This is a genomic window from Pseudomonas frederiksbergensis, assembly GCF_035751725.1.
Taxonomy (GTDB): Bacteria; Pseudomonadota; Gammaproteobacteria; order Pseudomonadales; family Pseudomonadaceae; genus Aquipseudomonas; species Aquipseudomonas frederiksbergensis_A.
The window spans coordinates 4,048,428-4,063,393 of sequence record NZ_CP142104.1; the positions used below are offsets into that span (position 1 = coordinate 4,048,428).

Annotated in this window: 11 protein-coding genes; 8 read left to right on the plus strand and 3 right to left on the minus strand. The window is 60.3% G+C overall.

Annotated features, from left to right (window positions below; translation table 11 throughout):
* The first annotated feature begins 80 nt into the window (after window positions 1-80).
* Complete coding sequence (locus VQ575_RS17945) at window positions 81-1,793, plus strand: cation:proton antiporter (protein ID WP_198725804.1); 1,713 nt, start codon at window positions 81-83, stop codon at window positions 1,791-1,793.
* Between the two features lie 7 nt (window positions 1,794-1,800).
* Here the strand turns inward: VQ575_RS17945 and VQ575_RS17950 are convergent, their stop codons facing one another.
* Complete coding sequence (locus VQ575_RS17950) at window positions 1,801-3,009, minus strand: ammonium transporter (RefSeq protein WP_198725802.1); 1,209 nt, start codon at window positions 3,007-3,009, stop codon at window positions 1,801-1,803.
* A gap of 340 nt (window positions 3,010-3,349) precedes the next feature.
* Here VQ575_RS17950 and VQ575_RS17955 point away from each other — a divergent pair, with 340 nt between their 5' ends.
* The 7 genes from VQ575_RS17955 (at window position 3,350) to VQ575_RS17985 (ending at window position 13,493) form a co-directional block, all read left to right on the plus strand.
* Window positions 3,350-3,664: an ElaB/YgaM/YqjD family protein gene (locus tag VQ575_RS17955; RefSeq protein WP_039588980.1), complete on the plus strand. Its 315-nt coding sequence runs from the start codon at window positions 3,350-3,352 to the stop codon at window positions 3,662-3,664.
* 2 nt (window positions 3,665-3,666) lie between these two features.
* Entirely contained in the window at window positions 3,667-4,056 is a 390-nt protein-coding gene (locus VQ575_RS17960; protein ID WP_039588979.1) for a phage holin family protein, read from the plus strand.
* On the plus strand, window positions 4,053-4,388 hold the full coding sequence (locus tag VQ575_RS17965) for a hypothetical protein (RefSeq protein WP_039588978.1): 336 nt from the start codon (window positions 4,053-4,055) through the stop codon (window positions 4,386-4,388). The genes VQ575_RS17960 and VQ575_RS17965 overlap by 4 nt, the downstream gene beginning before the upstream one ends.
* A gap of 147 nt (window positions 4,389-4,535) precedes the next feature.
* The gene (locus VQ575_RS17970; protein WP_039588976.1) at window positions 4,536-5,864 is read left to right on the plus strand and encodes a deoxyguanosinetriphosphate triphosphohydrolase; all 1,329 of its coding nucleotides are present in this window, start codon (window positions 4,536-4,538) and stop codon (window positions 5,862-5,864) included.
* A gap of 346 nt (window positions 5,865-6,210) precedes the next feature.
* The gene (locus VQ575_RS17975) at window positions 6,211-6,837 is read left to right on the plus strand and encodes a response regulator transcription factor (protein WP_045155463.1); all 627 of its coding nucleotides are present in this window, start codon (window positions 6,211-6,213) and stop codon (window positions 6,835-6,837) included.
* An 11-nt stretch (window positions 6,838-6,848) separates the two neighbouring features.
* On the plus strand, window positions 6,849-10,469 hold the full coding sequence (locus tag VQ575_RS17980) for a transporter substrate-binding domain-containing protein (RefSeq protein WP_325918132.1): 3,621 nt from the start codon (window positions 6,849-6,851) through the stop codon (window positions 10,467-10,469).
* Window positions 10,470-10,544: 75 nt separating this feature from the next.
* Complete coding sequence (locus VQ575_RS17985) at window positions 10,545-13,493, plus strand: HD domain-containing phosphohydrolase (protein ID WP_325918134.1); 2,949 nt, start codon at window positions 10,545-10,547, stop codon at window positions 13,491-13,493.
* On the opposite strand, the gene VQ575_RS17990 is transcribed toward VQ575_RS17985, so the two are convergent.
* Together VQ575_RS17990 and VQ575_RS17995 are read right to left on the minus strand one after the other, a co-directional pair.
* Entirely contained in the window at window positions 13,494-13,976 is a 483-nt protein-coding gene (locus VQ575_RS17990) for a GAF domain-containing protein (protein WP_325918136.1), read from the minus strand. It abuts the gene before it with no gap.
* Window positions 13,973-14,863 carry an ATP-binding protein gene (locus VQ575_RS17995; RefSeq protein WP_325918138.1) on the minus strand — a complete coding sequence of 297 codons (891 nt, stop codon included), beginning with the start codon at window positions 14,861-14,863 and terminating at the stop codon, window positions 13,973-13,975. The genes VQ575_RS17990 and VQ575_RS17995 overlap by 4 nt, the downstream gene beginning before the upstream one ends.
* Window positions 14,864-14,966 lie beyond the last annotated feature (103 nt).

Here is a 14,966-nt window from a genome sequence, read left to right on the forward strand (position 1 = left end):
AGCCAACATGACTTTCCAGTGATGCTCATTTTTTTCTTCTGTTCTACGCTGGACCTCGGAACCTTGAAACGGAGTGCCTCTTGTACGCCAACCTGCTGATCATCCTTGCCTCGTCCCTGGTGGTCATTGCCCTGTTCAGGCGCCTGCGCCTGCCGCCGGTACTCGGCTACCTGTGTGTCGGATTGGCCGTCGGGCCCACCGCGCTGGATTGGGTCAACGACAGCGAAGAGCTGCCGGACCTGGCCGAGCTTGGCGTGGTTTTCCTGTTGTTCTCGTTGGGCCTGGAATTCTCGTTATCGAAGATGTTGGAACTGCGTCGCGTAGTGTTTGGCCTTGGCAGCCTTCAGGTATTGGGTTCAGGAGTTTTGTTGGCGGTGCTGCTGGCGAGCATTGATGTCCCGATGGCGGCGGCGGTGCTGCTTGGCGCCGGGCTAGCCTTGTCTTCCACGGCCATCGTCAGCAAAGAGCTGACCAGCCTGGGGGAAATCTTCACCAGCCACGGCCAGAATGCCATCGGTGTGTTGCTGTTCCAGGATGTAGTCGCGGTGTTGCTCCTGACCCTGGTGCCGGTGTTTGCCGGCAGCAGTGAACAGCCTTGGTATTGGGCATTGCCATTGACGCTGGGCAAGACCTTGGTGCTGTTTGGCGGCCTGTTGCTGGCCAGCCGTTTGTTGCTGCCGCGGCTGTTCCATGAGGTGGCAGCGTCGCGGTCGGCAGAACTGTTCGTACTGCTGGCCCTGGTGATCGTTTTGCTCACGGCGTGGCTTACGCACCTACTTGGCCTTTCCCCCGCCCTGGGCGCGTTCCTCGCCGGCATGCTGCTTGGGGAAAGCCATTACCGGCATCAGATCGAGGCCGATATACGCCCCTTCCGCGACATCCTGCTGGGGCTTTTCTTTGTCAGCATCGGCATGCTGATCGACCTGCAACTGTTCGTCGACGATGGGCTGTTGATCCTCGGGCTGACACTCGGGTTGATGCTCATCAAGGGCTGCGTAGTCGCCGTCCTGGTGAAATGGCGCGGCAGCGACGGCGAAACCGCCTGGCGCAGCGGCCTCGCCCTGGCCCAAGGCGGTGAATTCTGTTTCGCGCTGATGGCGCTGATGCAGCAGAACCGACTCATGCCAGGCGACATCGGCGGCCTGCTCTTGGCCGCCACTTTTTGCTCGATGCTGTTGACGCCGCTGCTGTTGCGCGCTGCACCGGGCCTGGCCGCGCGGCTGCACCGCAAACCCAACGAAGAGGCGCAGCTGGACCAGATCAGCGCGCTCAATGCGGGCTTGTCGAGTCACGTGGTGATTTGCGGGTACGGGCGCGTGGGACAGTCGATCGGACGCTTTCTGCGCCGGGAGGGCCTGGCGTTCGTGGCCCTGGATGATGATCCGGTCATCATCCGTGAAGCGTCCGTCGGCGAACGATGCGTGCATTACGGAGACTCTCGCCGCGCGGATCTGCTGGAAGCCGTAGGCCTGGGTCGCGCAAGGCTACTGGTCATCGCGGTGGACAAGACGGACATTGCGATGAGCGTGCTCAAGGAAGCCCGGCGGGTCAACGCGCAAGTGCCCATCCTGGTGCGTACCCGGGACGACAGCCAACTGGCTGAGTTGCAGGCCGCCGGAGCCACCGAGGTGGTTCCGGAACTGCTGGAGTCGAGCCTGATGCTGGCCTCCCACGCGCTGATCATGCTGGGACTGCCCGAACAGCGGGTACGGCACCATGTGGATCAAGTCCGTCACGAGCGCTATGGCTTGCTGCATGGGTTCTATCCCGGCAATCAGGACAAGGAGCCGTAGTGATGGCTCAGTCCTGGTTGACCGCGCCGATCTTGTGAATCGACAGGTCGGCACCGTAGTACTCTTCTTCCTGAGTCAGCCGCAAGCCCAGCAAAACCTTGATCACACCGTAGACCGCGAATCCGCCCAGCAGGGCGATCACCACGCCGAGGACAGTGCCGACCAGTTGGCTCGCAAGGCTCACCCCACCCAAGCCACCCAGGGCGGCCTGGCCAAAAATTCCGCAGGCGATACCGCCCCAGACGCCGCACAATCCATGCAGGGGCCAGACACCAAGCACATCGTCGATTTTCCACTTGCCCTGGGCCGCGGTGAAACACCAGACAAACAAACCGCCGGCAATCGCGCCGGTCGCCAGGGCGCCAACCGGATGCATCAGATCGGAGCCGGCGCAGACCGCGACCAGTCCCGCCAACGGGCCGTTATGCAGGAAACCGGGGTCGTTGCGCCCGACAATCAATGCCGTCACGGTCCCGCCGACCATCGCCATCAATGAGTTGACCGCCACCAACCCGCTCACGCCGGGCAAGGTCTGGGCGCTCATCACGTTGAAGCCGAACCAACCTACAATAAGGATCCAGGAACCCAGCGCCAGGAATGGAATGCTCGACGGCGCGAAGGCCACCAGCCGACCGTCCCGGTAACGCCCGTTTCGCGGTCCGAGCAGGAGTACCGCGGCCAGCGCCAGCCAGCCGCCCATGGCATGCACCACCACGGAGCCGGCAAAATCATGGAAACCGGCGCCGAAGCGTGCTTGCAGCCAAGCCTGCAGGCCAAAATTGCCGTTCCAGACCAGACCTTCGAAAAATGGATAGATGAACGCGACGATCAGCACGGTGGCGCATAGCTGCGGGACAAACCTGGCACGCTCGGCTATACCGCCAGAGATAATGGCCGGAATCGCGGCGGCGAACGTCAGCAAGAAGAAAAACTTCACCAAACTGTAGCCATGGTCAGCGCTGAGAACGGCCGCCGGTTGCAGGAAGGTCACGCCATAGGAAATCCAATAGCCGATGAAGAAATACGCCAGCGTCGAGACCGCAAAATCACTGAGGATTTTCGACAGGGCGTTAACCTGGTTTTTCTGCCGGACAGTGCCTACTTCCAGAAACGCAAACCCGGCATGCATGGCCAGGACCATGACCGCGCCGAGCAGGATGAACAGCGTATTGGAGCTATGGACGAGACTGTCCACAGCGCTTTGCAGATTTTCCATGGTATTGGCAGACCTGATGAAGTGGAAAAGAGCACCGTGACGGTTCATTCCAGTTGCCATTGCACCAAGTTGAAACGATCTTCCGACCATTGTCGGGCAGACGAACCGCTTTGGTGCATGAAAGCCGGCAACATGGCGCCCCGCTTGGAGGTGCTTCGCGGGTTTTGATTATTTGGGTTAAGGTTTTCGGGCTTTCGCCCAGCTTCAGCGCACTGTCACGGGCCAACGCACCAGTACATGGCAGAGACCCGAGCAAAAGTTGTACCAGCCAGTTGTACTGAACCTTCCGGCTGGGCTCATACTCGAACGCTTCAGACGTCACTTACGGAGATCCACCCCCATGGCCAGAACCCAGGCAAAGACTGCTCAAGAAACCCTGATGGAAGATTTTCAGACGCTGGTCAGAGACACCGAACGATTGCTCGACCACACCGCGACGCTGGCCGGCGACCAAGCGGACGAATTGCGCAGCCAGATCCACGAAACCCTGCTGCGCGCCCGCGAAACCCTCAAGCTGACGGAAGATTCGGTGCGCGAGCGCGGCCAGGCGGCCGTGATCGCCACTGAGGAATACGTGCAGGCCAATCCCTGGCAATCGGTCGGCATCGCGGCGGGCGTGGGCTTCTTGATCGGACTGCTGGCGACACGGCGCTGATCATGGGTATCGACGAATCCGGATCGCCCGAAACGGGTGCAAAACCGACAGCGCGTCGCCTGGGCGCGGCATTCCTTGGGTTGCTGCACAGTCACGTCGAGTTGTTCGGCATTGAGCTGCAGGAGCAGAAGGCTCGCACCGTCAGCCTGTTGTTATTCGCCGGCTTGGCGCTGGTTTTCGGCTTGCTGCTGCTGGTTGGACTGTCGGCGCTGGTGCTGATACTGGTATGGGATACCTACCGCCTGGCGGGAATTATCGGCCTGTGTCTGTTCTATCTGCTGGCGGCGCTGTTCTGCGGGCTTCGACTCAAGGCAGCGATTTATGATGAGTCCTCGCCGTTCCACGCCACCCTCGAAGAACTGGCCAACGACCGGGAGCGCCTGTTGCCATGAGCCGCCCTAATGTTCCTCAAGCCCGTACGCGGCAGGAAATGCGCAAGGCGCTGGTGCGTCTGCGCATGGAAATGCATCGCCAGGAAATCCGCCAGGAAACACGCCAATTGCTGCACCCTTTGCAACGGGTACGCGGGTTCACGCAAAGCTGGCATGAAGGGTTCGGCCTCAAGCACGCCTCGCTTTGGGGCGTCGCGGCTGTGAGCCTGCTCGGCTTCCTCGGTGGCAAGCGAACCCGCAGCGGCCGCTCCGGTGGCTTGTCGCGCCTGATCCGGCTGGCAACGGCGGTGATTCCGCTGATCAAGCTTGCCAAGAGTGCACGCAAACCTTGAGTGCCATTGACCGGGCCTTTCCATCGAAGGGCCCGATTCGATTGTCAACGCAACACCTGGGCACACTGATCGAGCCCCACAGGCCTTGCAGGACATCGCTCGAACCGGGAAGCTAAGGCTTCGACTCATCAAACGGAGCAATCGGCCTTGGATTGGCACACCCTGCTGACTCGCGAACGCCTGGGAAAACCGCTGCACAGTCCGGAAGAACTGGGCCGCAGTCCGTTCCACAAGGATCATGACCGCATCATCTTTTCCGGTGCCTTCCGCCGCCTCGGGCGCAAGACGCAGGTGCATCCGGTTTCCAGCAACGACCATATCCACACGCGCCTGACCCACTCGCTGGAGGTCAGTTGCGTTGGCCGCTCCCTGGGTATGCGCGTAGGAGAAACCATACGCAGCGCCCTGCCCGACTGGTGCGAACCCAGTGACCTGGGCATGGTGGTGCAATCGGCCTGCCTGGCCCACGACATCGGTAACCCGCCGTTCGGCCACTCGGGGGAGGATGCCATCCGCTACTGGTTCCAACAGGCGGCGGGACGCGGCTGGCTTGACGCGATGAGCGAGGCCGAGCGCAACGACTTTCTGAACTTCGAAGGCAATGCCCAAGGATTCCGGGTTCTAACACAGCTCGAATACCATCAGTTCGACGGCGGCACCCGGCTGACCTACGCCACCCTCGGCACCTACCTGAAATACCCTTGGACCGCTCGCCACGCCGATTCCCTGGGCTACAAGAAGCACAAGTTCGGCTGTTATCAGAGCGAATTGCCCTTACTGGAACAAATCGCCCATAAACTCGGCCTTCCGCAAATCGAGGACCAGCGATGGGCGAGACATCCGCTGGTCTACCTGATGGAAGCCGCCGATGACATCTGCTACGCCCTCATCGACCTGGAGGATGGCGTGGAGATGGACCTGCTGGAGTATCCCCAGGTGGAATCGCTGCTCCTGGACCTGGTCGGTGACGATCTGCCAGAGACCTACCGTCAACTCGGGCCACAGGATTCGCGACGGCGAAAACTGGCCATCCTGCGGGGCAAGGCCATCGAACACCTCACCAACGCGGCCGCCCGGGCATTCGTCGAGCAGCAGGAGGCGTTGCTCGCGGGCACGCTACACGGTGACCTGGTGGAACACATGCACGGTCCGGCCAAGCGCTGCGTGTTGAACGCCAAGGACATGGCACGCAAGAAGATATTCCAGGATAAACGCAAGACCCTGAACGAAATCGGCGCCTACACCACGCTGGAGATCCTGCTCAACGGCTTCTGCGGCGCAGCCCTTGAACAACACGGTGGACGTACGCCGTCGTTCAAGAATCGCCGGATCCTCGACTTGCTGGGCAATAACGCACCCGATCCTGAAGGCTCGCTCCACAGTGCCTTCCTGCGGATGATCGACTTTATCGCCGGCATGACCGACAGCTATGCCAGCGAAATGGCCCAGGAAATGACCGGTCGTACGCGTCAATGAAATGACCGGCCACGTCACCGCCCCCGCGTGCGATAGGGGGCATCCCTCTATTGATGCTCACGCGAACTTGCGGTTAAACGCTCCAACCGCGTGGAAAGCGCTGGCGCGTGGTCGGAAATTACTTTTCCTGTTTATTACGCAATAACGAAAATACTTACAGTACTAAACACTAAAACATACATTTCTTACCCCTCCGCCTACCTAAAGCCGAAATACGTCGTGGTACCTCGCCTCTTTTTTTGTAGGAAAGTTCTGAAATTCGCCATGTCCGCCTGTCTCCTCGTACGACCTGACCTTAACTGGGCTAAGGTGCGCGCTTTATTTAAGCTTGTAGGGGACTTTATTCATGAACTCCGTTTTCATTGTCGACGATCATCCGGTCATCCGCCTCGCCGTTCGAATGCTGTTGGAGCATGAAGGCTATAAAGTCGTAGGGGAAACTGACAACGGCGTCGATGCGATGCAAATGGTGCGTGAATGCATGCCGGACCTGGTGATCCTGGACATCAGCATTCCAAAACTCGACGGGCTGGAAATCCTTTCGCGCTTCAATGCCATGACCACTCCGCTCAAGACCTTGGTACTGACTGCGCAATCCCCGACGCTGTTCGGTATCCGCTGCATGCAATCCGGTGCTTCCGGCTACGTTTGCAAACAAGAGGACCTCAGCGAACTTGTCAGCGCAATCAAAGCGGTGTTGTCCGGGTACAACTACTTCCCGAGCCAGGCACTTACACCGGTTTCCCAAGACGATCCTCGCAGTATCGAGCTGGATCTTTTCAAAAGCGTCAATGACCGTGAACTGATGGTATTGCAACTCTTTGCCCAGGGACGTACCAACAAGGAAATAGCCAAAGGCATGTTTCTGAGCAATAAAACTGTCAGCACTTATAAAAAACGACTCATGCAGAAACTTAAAGTCAAGTCTTTGGTAGACCTGATTGAAATGGCAAAGCGAAACGCCTTGGTGTGAGAAAAAACCGGATGTTCAATCGCATAAGCAGATGCCTTTTATTATTAAGCGCATGGTTATACGCGGGAATCCTCGTGGCGGCGGCGAGTGTGCCCGAACGTTATACGTTGCTGAGTCGCTCGACTTCAGACTCCATCGAGGTCCGGCTCGATGATGCCCATCGCACCTGGCTGAACGGTCGTCGGGAACTGATCCTGGGCACCTCTGCACCTGACTATCCGCCCTTCGATCTTTCCACCAGCGGGCGCGACTATGAAGGCATGACCGCCGACTACGCGGGCCTCATCGCCAAGGCGACCGGCCTGCCGATGAAAGTCCTGCGGTTCACTTCCCGTGAGGCGGCCCTCGACGCGCTCAAGACTGGACAAATCGACCTGCTCGGCAGTGCCAACGGCTTCGAAGCCCGAACCAGGGGTGTCGTCCTGTCAACGCCCTACGCCGTCGATCAACCGGTCCTGGTTACCCGCACGAACGAAAACCGCCCCCTGACCGACGATCTCGAAGGGCTGCGGCTCAGCATGGTTTATCACTACCTGCCGCTGCACGAGATCGAAAAGCTCTACCCCAAGGCACTGATTACCGCGTACCCCTCCTACCAGAACGCCATCAATGCGGTCGCATTCGGGCAGTCCGATGTCTTCCTCGGCGACACCATTTCCACCCATTACATGATCAGCAAGGGTTACCTGAGCAACATCCGCATGGCCAGCTTCGCAAAGCACGAGTCGCACGGATTCGGCTTCGCGCTGCGGCAGGACAACACCCGATTGCTGGACATCGTCAACGCCACGCTGAACCAGATTCCCATTGCCGAACAAGCAGCGATTGCCAAGCGTTGGAGTGCGGGTAGCGATCTTTACCTCACCAATTACAAGATACAACTGACCGAGCGCGAACAACGCTGGCTGGCTGAGCACCCCACGGTACGGGTGGCGGTGAACGAAACGTTTGCCCCCTTTACTTTTTTCGATCCTGACGGCGACTTTCGTGGGATCAGCGCCGACTTGCTTGAACTGGTCAGGCTGCGTACCGGCCTGCGCCTGGATATCCAACGCCATCGGACGGACAACGACATGATCGCCGCGGTCCTCAACGACCAGGCCGACGTCATTGCCGCGCTCCTGCCCAGCCGCGAGCGGCAGGACGTGCTCAAATTCAGTCGCCCCTACCTGGACAGCTCTTTCGTCCTGTTGATACGCAAACAGTCCGACGCCCCCACGACGCTGGACCAATTCGCTGGCAAGCGCCTGGCGGTGGCCAAAAGCAACCCCGTCATCGATTGGCTACGCACCCAATATCCAAGCCTGCAGATAATCGAAACCACCGACTCGTTGAATGCAGTCCAGTTGGTCGCCCAGGGGCAGGCGGATGGGAGCGTGACTTCGCTGGTCATGGCCAGTTACTTCATGACGTCCCATGCATTGCGCGACACACTGCAAATCAGCAGTACCGTCGGCACACGTCAGGCGATGTTCTCATTAGCCGCCGCAAAAGACGCCACGGAGCTCAATTCCATTCTCGACAAGGCCTTGTCGAGCATCGACCCGGACGAACTGGGGATTATCAACAACCATTGGCGGGGCTTCATCCCGGCATCGGAGATGGCCTGGCGCACCTATAACCGCTTGTTCCTGCAAGTTGCCGCCGGCGCGGGCCTGTTGCTCCTGCTCTCGCTGGCATGGAACGCCTACATGCAACGACAGATCAGGCAACGCCAGCAGGCGGAACTGGCCCTCAATGACCAATTGGAGTTCATGCATGCCCTGCTCAACGGCACGCCCCACCCCATCTATGTGAGAGATCGCAACGGATTCCTGCAAAGCTGCAACGACAGCTACCTTGAAACGTTCGACGTGAAACGCGAAGACGTCGTCGGAAAGAACGTCATGCCCGGCTCGATGAGCAACGCGTTCGAAGCACAGGAGTACCAGGCGGATTATCAGCGCGTCATGGCTGAAGGCTCGCCCATGATCGTTGATCGGCCGCTGCACATCGGTAACAGGAAACTGACGATCTACCACTGGATCCTTCCCTACCGCAATTCGGCGGCGCAGGTGCAGGGCATCATCGGCGGCTGGATCGATATCAGCGAACGAAGGCAGCTTGTCGAAGAACTGCGGGCCGCCAAAGAGCAGGCCGAGAACGCCAATCGGGCCAAGAGCACCTTCCTTGCGACCATGAGCCATGAAATCCGCACGCCGATGAACGCCGTGATCGGCATGCTCGAGCTGGCCCTCAAGCATGCCGACAAAGGCCAGATGGACCGCGCGGCAATAGAGGTCGCATACGAGTCGGCCTCCGGCATGCTCGACCTGATCGGCGATATCCTCGACATCGCCCGTATCGAATCCGGCCACTTGGGGCTTGCGCCCGAACGGGTCGACCTCAAGGCCCTGGTGCAATCGGTGATGCGGGTTTTCGAAGGACTGGCCCGGCAGAAAAACCTGGCACTGTCGTTGCGATTCGAACCCGCCGAGGGCAACCCGGACGTGTTGATGGACCCGCTGCGATTCAAACAGGTAATTTCGAACCTGATCAGCAACGCCCTGAAGTTCACCGAGCGAGGCGAAGTGAGTGTCAGCGTGAAACTGTCCCGCACGATCGGGGAAGACACCCTTCGAATGCAATTGGACATCCGCGACAGCGGCATCGGTATCAGCCCCGCCGACCTGCAACGCTTGTTCGAGCCGTTTGCCCAGGTCGACAACAGTAACCGGATGGCCCGCAAGGGTGCCGGGCTGGGCCTGGTGATCAGCCGCCACTTGTGCCAGGTCATGGGCGGTGAAATTCACATGAACAGTCAACCGGGCGCCGGGACCCAGGTCCAGGTTTGCCTGCCCTTGGCCATCCTGCCTGACGCAAAGGTTCGCGCTCCCGTCGCGCCTGTCGTTGAAACAGCCGCGTGCCCACTGAATGTCCTGGTCGTGGACGATCATCCGGCCAATCGCTTGCTGATGTCGCAGCAACTGGATTATCTCGGTCATCATCACCATGTCAGCCATGACGGCGAACAAGGCTTCAAGGCCTGGCAGGAAGGGAACTTCGACCTGGTCATCGCCGACTGCAACATGCCGGTCATGAGCGGCTACGAACTCGCCGGGGCGATCCGTCGGCACGAGGCCGAGCAACAACGATCGCCCTGCACCATCCTGGGATTCACGGCCAATGCACAACCCGAAGAAAAACAACGCTGCAAGGATGCCGGGATGGACGACTGCCTGTTCAAACCGATCAGCCTGAACGCCCTGAATCAATGGATGAGCGCCATCAAGCCCAACAACCGCCCCCCCGCTTTCAACGTCCAGAGCCTGCACATGCTGACGGGTGGCGACTCTGTGTCCATCCAGCGCTTGCTGGCTGAACTGCTCAGGAGCAACCGTGCCGACCGCCAAGAACTGCTCGATGTCGCCCGAGGGGCAAACCGACAGGCGATCACCGAGGCAGCCCACAAGATAAAAGGTGTCGCCCGCATCGTGCAGGCGAACTCGCTGATCCAATTGTGCGAGGCACTGGAACAGGCCTGCCAGCAAGGTGCTTCACCGGAGCGCATCGATGAAGGCACGCACGCGCTGTGCCGGGCCATGGCCGAACTGGAGCAGGCCCTGGAAACGGAGATCGCCAAGGCAAATTAATCCAGTGTTTACTATGCTGTTCGCTCAGCAGTGCGTAGCCGGGGGCGATCTCCCCCAACACTTGGAGTGACGGAAATGCCCAGCGCACCGCGTCCGCAAAAACGCCGGTTTCCCCTGCACGTTCATATCAGCGTGATGTTCACGCTGCTCCTGCTGCTGACCGGTGTGGTGCTGGGCGTCTTCAACTACCGGCAAACCACCCAGATCATCCTGTCCAGCAGCGAACAGCTGTTCAATCGAATCGAACAGGACGTGCGCCTGGACCTTTACGACACCTATGAACCGATCCGCCATCTGCTGGGCCTGCTGGCCCACTACCCGGCGACCCGAGAGCCCCGGATGGCTCAGCGACTGGCCTTGCTCGGTCCATTCACCCAGGCACTGCGGGACAATCCGAACCTGGCATCGCTGTACCTGGGCGATCGCGATGGCAATTTCCTGATGGTCCGGCCGTTGCGTACAGAAGCCGCAAAAACCGCGCTCAAGGCGCCGGCCGCTGCACACTACGAGGTCTGGACCGTCGAGCGTCCGGACAACGAAGGCCGGGTAATCTCTCAGTCGCTGTTCTACGACCAGGCCCTGACGCTCATCGGCCGTCGCGACAACCCCGGCGAGACGTTCGATCCGCGCAGCCGCAGCTGGTTTCGCAGCGCAATGGACAGCAACGAACAGATCACCACCGAGCCCTATGTGTTTTTTTCCAGCCGCAACATCGGCACGACCCTGGCCCGTCGAAGTGGCGACCAGGCGGTCATCGGTGCGGACCTGACCCTGGCCGCCCTCTCCCAGACGCTGGCCAAGCACAAGGTGACCGCCGGCACCGAAATTGTCCTGATCGATCTCCAAGGCAACGCAGTGGGATACCCCGACAGCGAGCGGTTGATCACCGACAGCCAGTCGGCACGCCTGATCAAGGCACGTGACCTGCACCCCGCCATTGCCACCGCGCTCGACAACGACGCTGACACACCGCGCCTGGAGGCGTTGGGCCGTGAGTGGATCGTTTCTCGCAGTCACATGCAGGAAGGCGGGCCGAAGGGTCTGGAACTGGCGTTGCTGGTTCCGGAAGACGAGTTGCTGGCCGGTGCCTATCGCATGCGTTGGCAAGGCGCGCTGATCACCCTCGCCACCTTGCTGCTGTGCCTGCCCTTGGGCTGGCTGACCTCCAGGATACTGGTCAAGCCATTGCGTGCCCTGGTGCAAGAAGCCGATGCCATCCGCAGTTTCAATTTCAACTACCCGGTGTCCCGTCGCTCCCCTGTGCTGGAAGTCGATCAATTAGGCGTTTCGATGGGCCGCATGAAAGAAACCCTGGCAAGTTTCTTCGAGATCACCGCCAGCCTGCGCGCCGAAACCCGCTTCGCCCCGCTACTGGAACGCGTGCTGTTCGAGACCGTGAAAATCGCCCAGGCCCAAGCCGGCCTGATCTATCTGCGCGAGAGCGATGGCGAGCATATCAAGCCCTACGGACTGGTCATCGACGGATCGCCTCGGGATCCGCAAACCTTCGCGCTGCGAGGCTATGGATTGGGCGCCGCGGACAATCCCCAGTGGCTTCGTGAACTGGCCACCGCGCAAACCCTGGTTTCATCCCTGGGCTTCGAGCAGGCGGCCGACTTGCGCAGTGTCCTGCTTGCGCTGGACGCGCCACGGGTCCACCTGATCGGCATTCGCTTGTGCAACCGTCATCAGGAAACCGTCGGCGCGCTGGTCTTGTTGATCACTGACACAGGCACCGAAGCGGACCTGGAAAAACTCCAGCCGGACCGCATCGCATTCCTGCAGGCCGTGTCCGGCACCGCGACGGTGAGCATCGAAAGCCAGCGCCTGCAAGCCAGGCAAAAGCAACTGCTCGACTCATTCATACAGTTGCTTGCCGGCGCGATCGATGCCAAAAGCCCCTACACCGGCGGCCATTGCCAGCGAGTACCGGCCCTGACGCTGATGCTTGCCCAGGCCGCCGCCGCCAGCCCGGCACCAGCGTTCGAAGGCTACCAGCCGACCGAAGACGAATGGGAGGCGCTGCACATCGCTGCCTGGCTGCACGATTGTGGCAAGGTCACCACACCCGAATACGTGGTGGACAAAGCCACCAAGCTGGAAACCCTGAATGATCGCATCCACGAGATCCGAACCCGTTTCGAAGTCCTCAAGCGCGACGCCTGGATCGACTACTGGCAGGGACTGGCAACTGAAGGCGACGCCTCACCCCTGGCCGCGCAACGCGACGCGACACTGGCCGTCCTCGACGATGACTTCGCCTTCGTCGCACGTTGCAACCTCGGTTCAGAAGCCATGGCCGATGCCGACCTGCTACGCCTGCAACATATCGCCCGGCGCACATGGACCCGGACCCTGGACGATCGCCTGGGGGTTTCCTGGGAAGAGAACCGTCGCCAGGCGCGCACGCCCAAGCCGACGCTGCCCGTCGTTGAACCTTTGCTGGCGGACAAGCCCGAGCATCTGCTCGAGCGGCATGAAGCCGAGCTGATTCCGGCGGACAATCGATGGGGCTTCCAGCTCGATGTGCCGACCTGGAAATACAACCGCGGCGAACTCTACAACCTCAGCATCACGCGCGGCACGCTCACTCGCGAAGAGCGCTACGTGATCAACCATCACATGGTCCAGACGATCCTGATGCTCAGCCAGTTGCCCTTCCCCAGCCACTTGGAAAACGTTGCGGAAATTGCCGGCGGCCATCACGAGAAAATGGACGGCACCGGTTATCCCAAGCGATTGAAGCGCGAGCAGATGAGCCTGCCGGCTCGAATGATGGCGATCGCGGATATTTTCGAAGCCCTGACAGCGGCTGATCGCCCGTATAAAAAAGCCAAGAAGCTGAGCGAAGCCCTGGGCATCATGGCCACCATGTGCCGCGACGCCCATATCGATCCCGAGCTGTTCGGGTTGTTTATCGAAGAAAGGATCTACCTGCGCTATGCCGAGGCGTTTCTTGACCCACGCCAGATAGACGAAATCGACCCGGACAGCCTGCTGGCCAAGGCAGGATTGACAGCATGATCAGCAATCGGTCAGGCGCAGGAATATCGCGGCCAATTGTTCGATGCCGGCCTGGTCATGCTCGGTAAAGCGCGCCAGTTTCGGACTGTCCAGGTCCAGCACGCCGATCAGACGTCCGTCCTTGACCAACGGCACCACCAACTCGCTGTTCGAGGCACTGTCGCAGGCGATGTGCCCGGCAAAGGCATGGACATCCTCGACGCGCTGGGTCTGGCGGCTTGCCGCAGCGACTCCACACACGCCGCGGCCAAAGGGAATCCGTACACAGGCGATCTGCCCCTGGAACGGACCCAGCACCAGTTCATCGTTGCGATTGAGGTAAAAACCAGCCCAGTTGAGGTCGTCCAGTTGACTGAACAGGAAGGCCGAGAACTGTGCCGCGTTGGCAATGAAATCGCGCTCATCCGCCAGCAGCGATTGCAGCTGTGCCGATAACAAGCCATAGCCTTCGAGGCCTTCGCCAGTGCTCTTCAAATCGATCATGCGTTGTGCTCCAGGAGTTTGAGACCCACCCAATAACGGGCGAATTGATAGGCGCAGCGCCCGTTGCGATTGCCGCGTCCGGTCGCCCAGCGAACCGCCTGTATTTCCAACGCTTCGTCACGTTGCCAGGCCAGTCCGGCCTTCGCCGCGAGCTCGCCGATCCAATGCTCCACCACGTCGAGGAAATGCTCCTGGGTAAAGGGGTAGAACGACAGCCAGAGACCGAAGCGGTCAGACAAGGCGATCTTGTCCTCCACGGCTTCACTGGGATGAAGCTCGCCGTCGACCCGCTTCCAGTTCTCGTTGTCGCTTTCCTTCTCCGGCACCAGGTGGCGGCGGTTCGAGGTGGCATACAGCAACACGTTGTCCGGGGCTTGTTCAAGGGAACCGTCAAGCACGCTCTTGAGCACGCGGTAGTCACCTTCGCCGGATTCGAACGACAAGTCGTCGCAGAAGACCACGAAGCGCTGGGGCAATTTCGCTACCTGCTCGACCACCCGAGGCAGATCGGCCAAATGATCGCGCTCGATCTCGATCAAGCGCAGCCCCTGGCCGGCATGTTCGGCCAGCAAGGCCCGCACCAGCGACGACTTGCCAGTGCCGCGCGAGCCCCAGAGCAACGCATGGTTGGCCGGCATGCCATCGATGAATTGCCGGGTGTTGCGCCCCAACTGTTCGACCTGGCGATCCACACCGATCAGGTCCGACAGGCGCATGTCGAGGCTGACCTGCAGCGGCAGCAGGAAACCGCCGCGCCCGTCGCGTTGCCAACGGGCGGCCAGGGTCTGGTTCCAGTCGATGGCAGGCCGTGGCGCGGGCAACAGGGGCTCGATACGGGCCAGCATCGCATTGGCGCGCTCAAGAAAAGCAATCAATCGGGCGTCCACGTCTTCTCCTCGGACAAGTTCACAGTAATGATGACGCTACAACGACGAAACGACGAAGCCGATGGCGGGTCTGTTTCACACACTACACACCGGTCGCACCGGT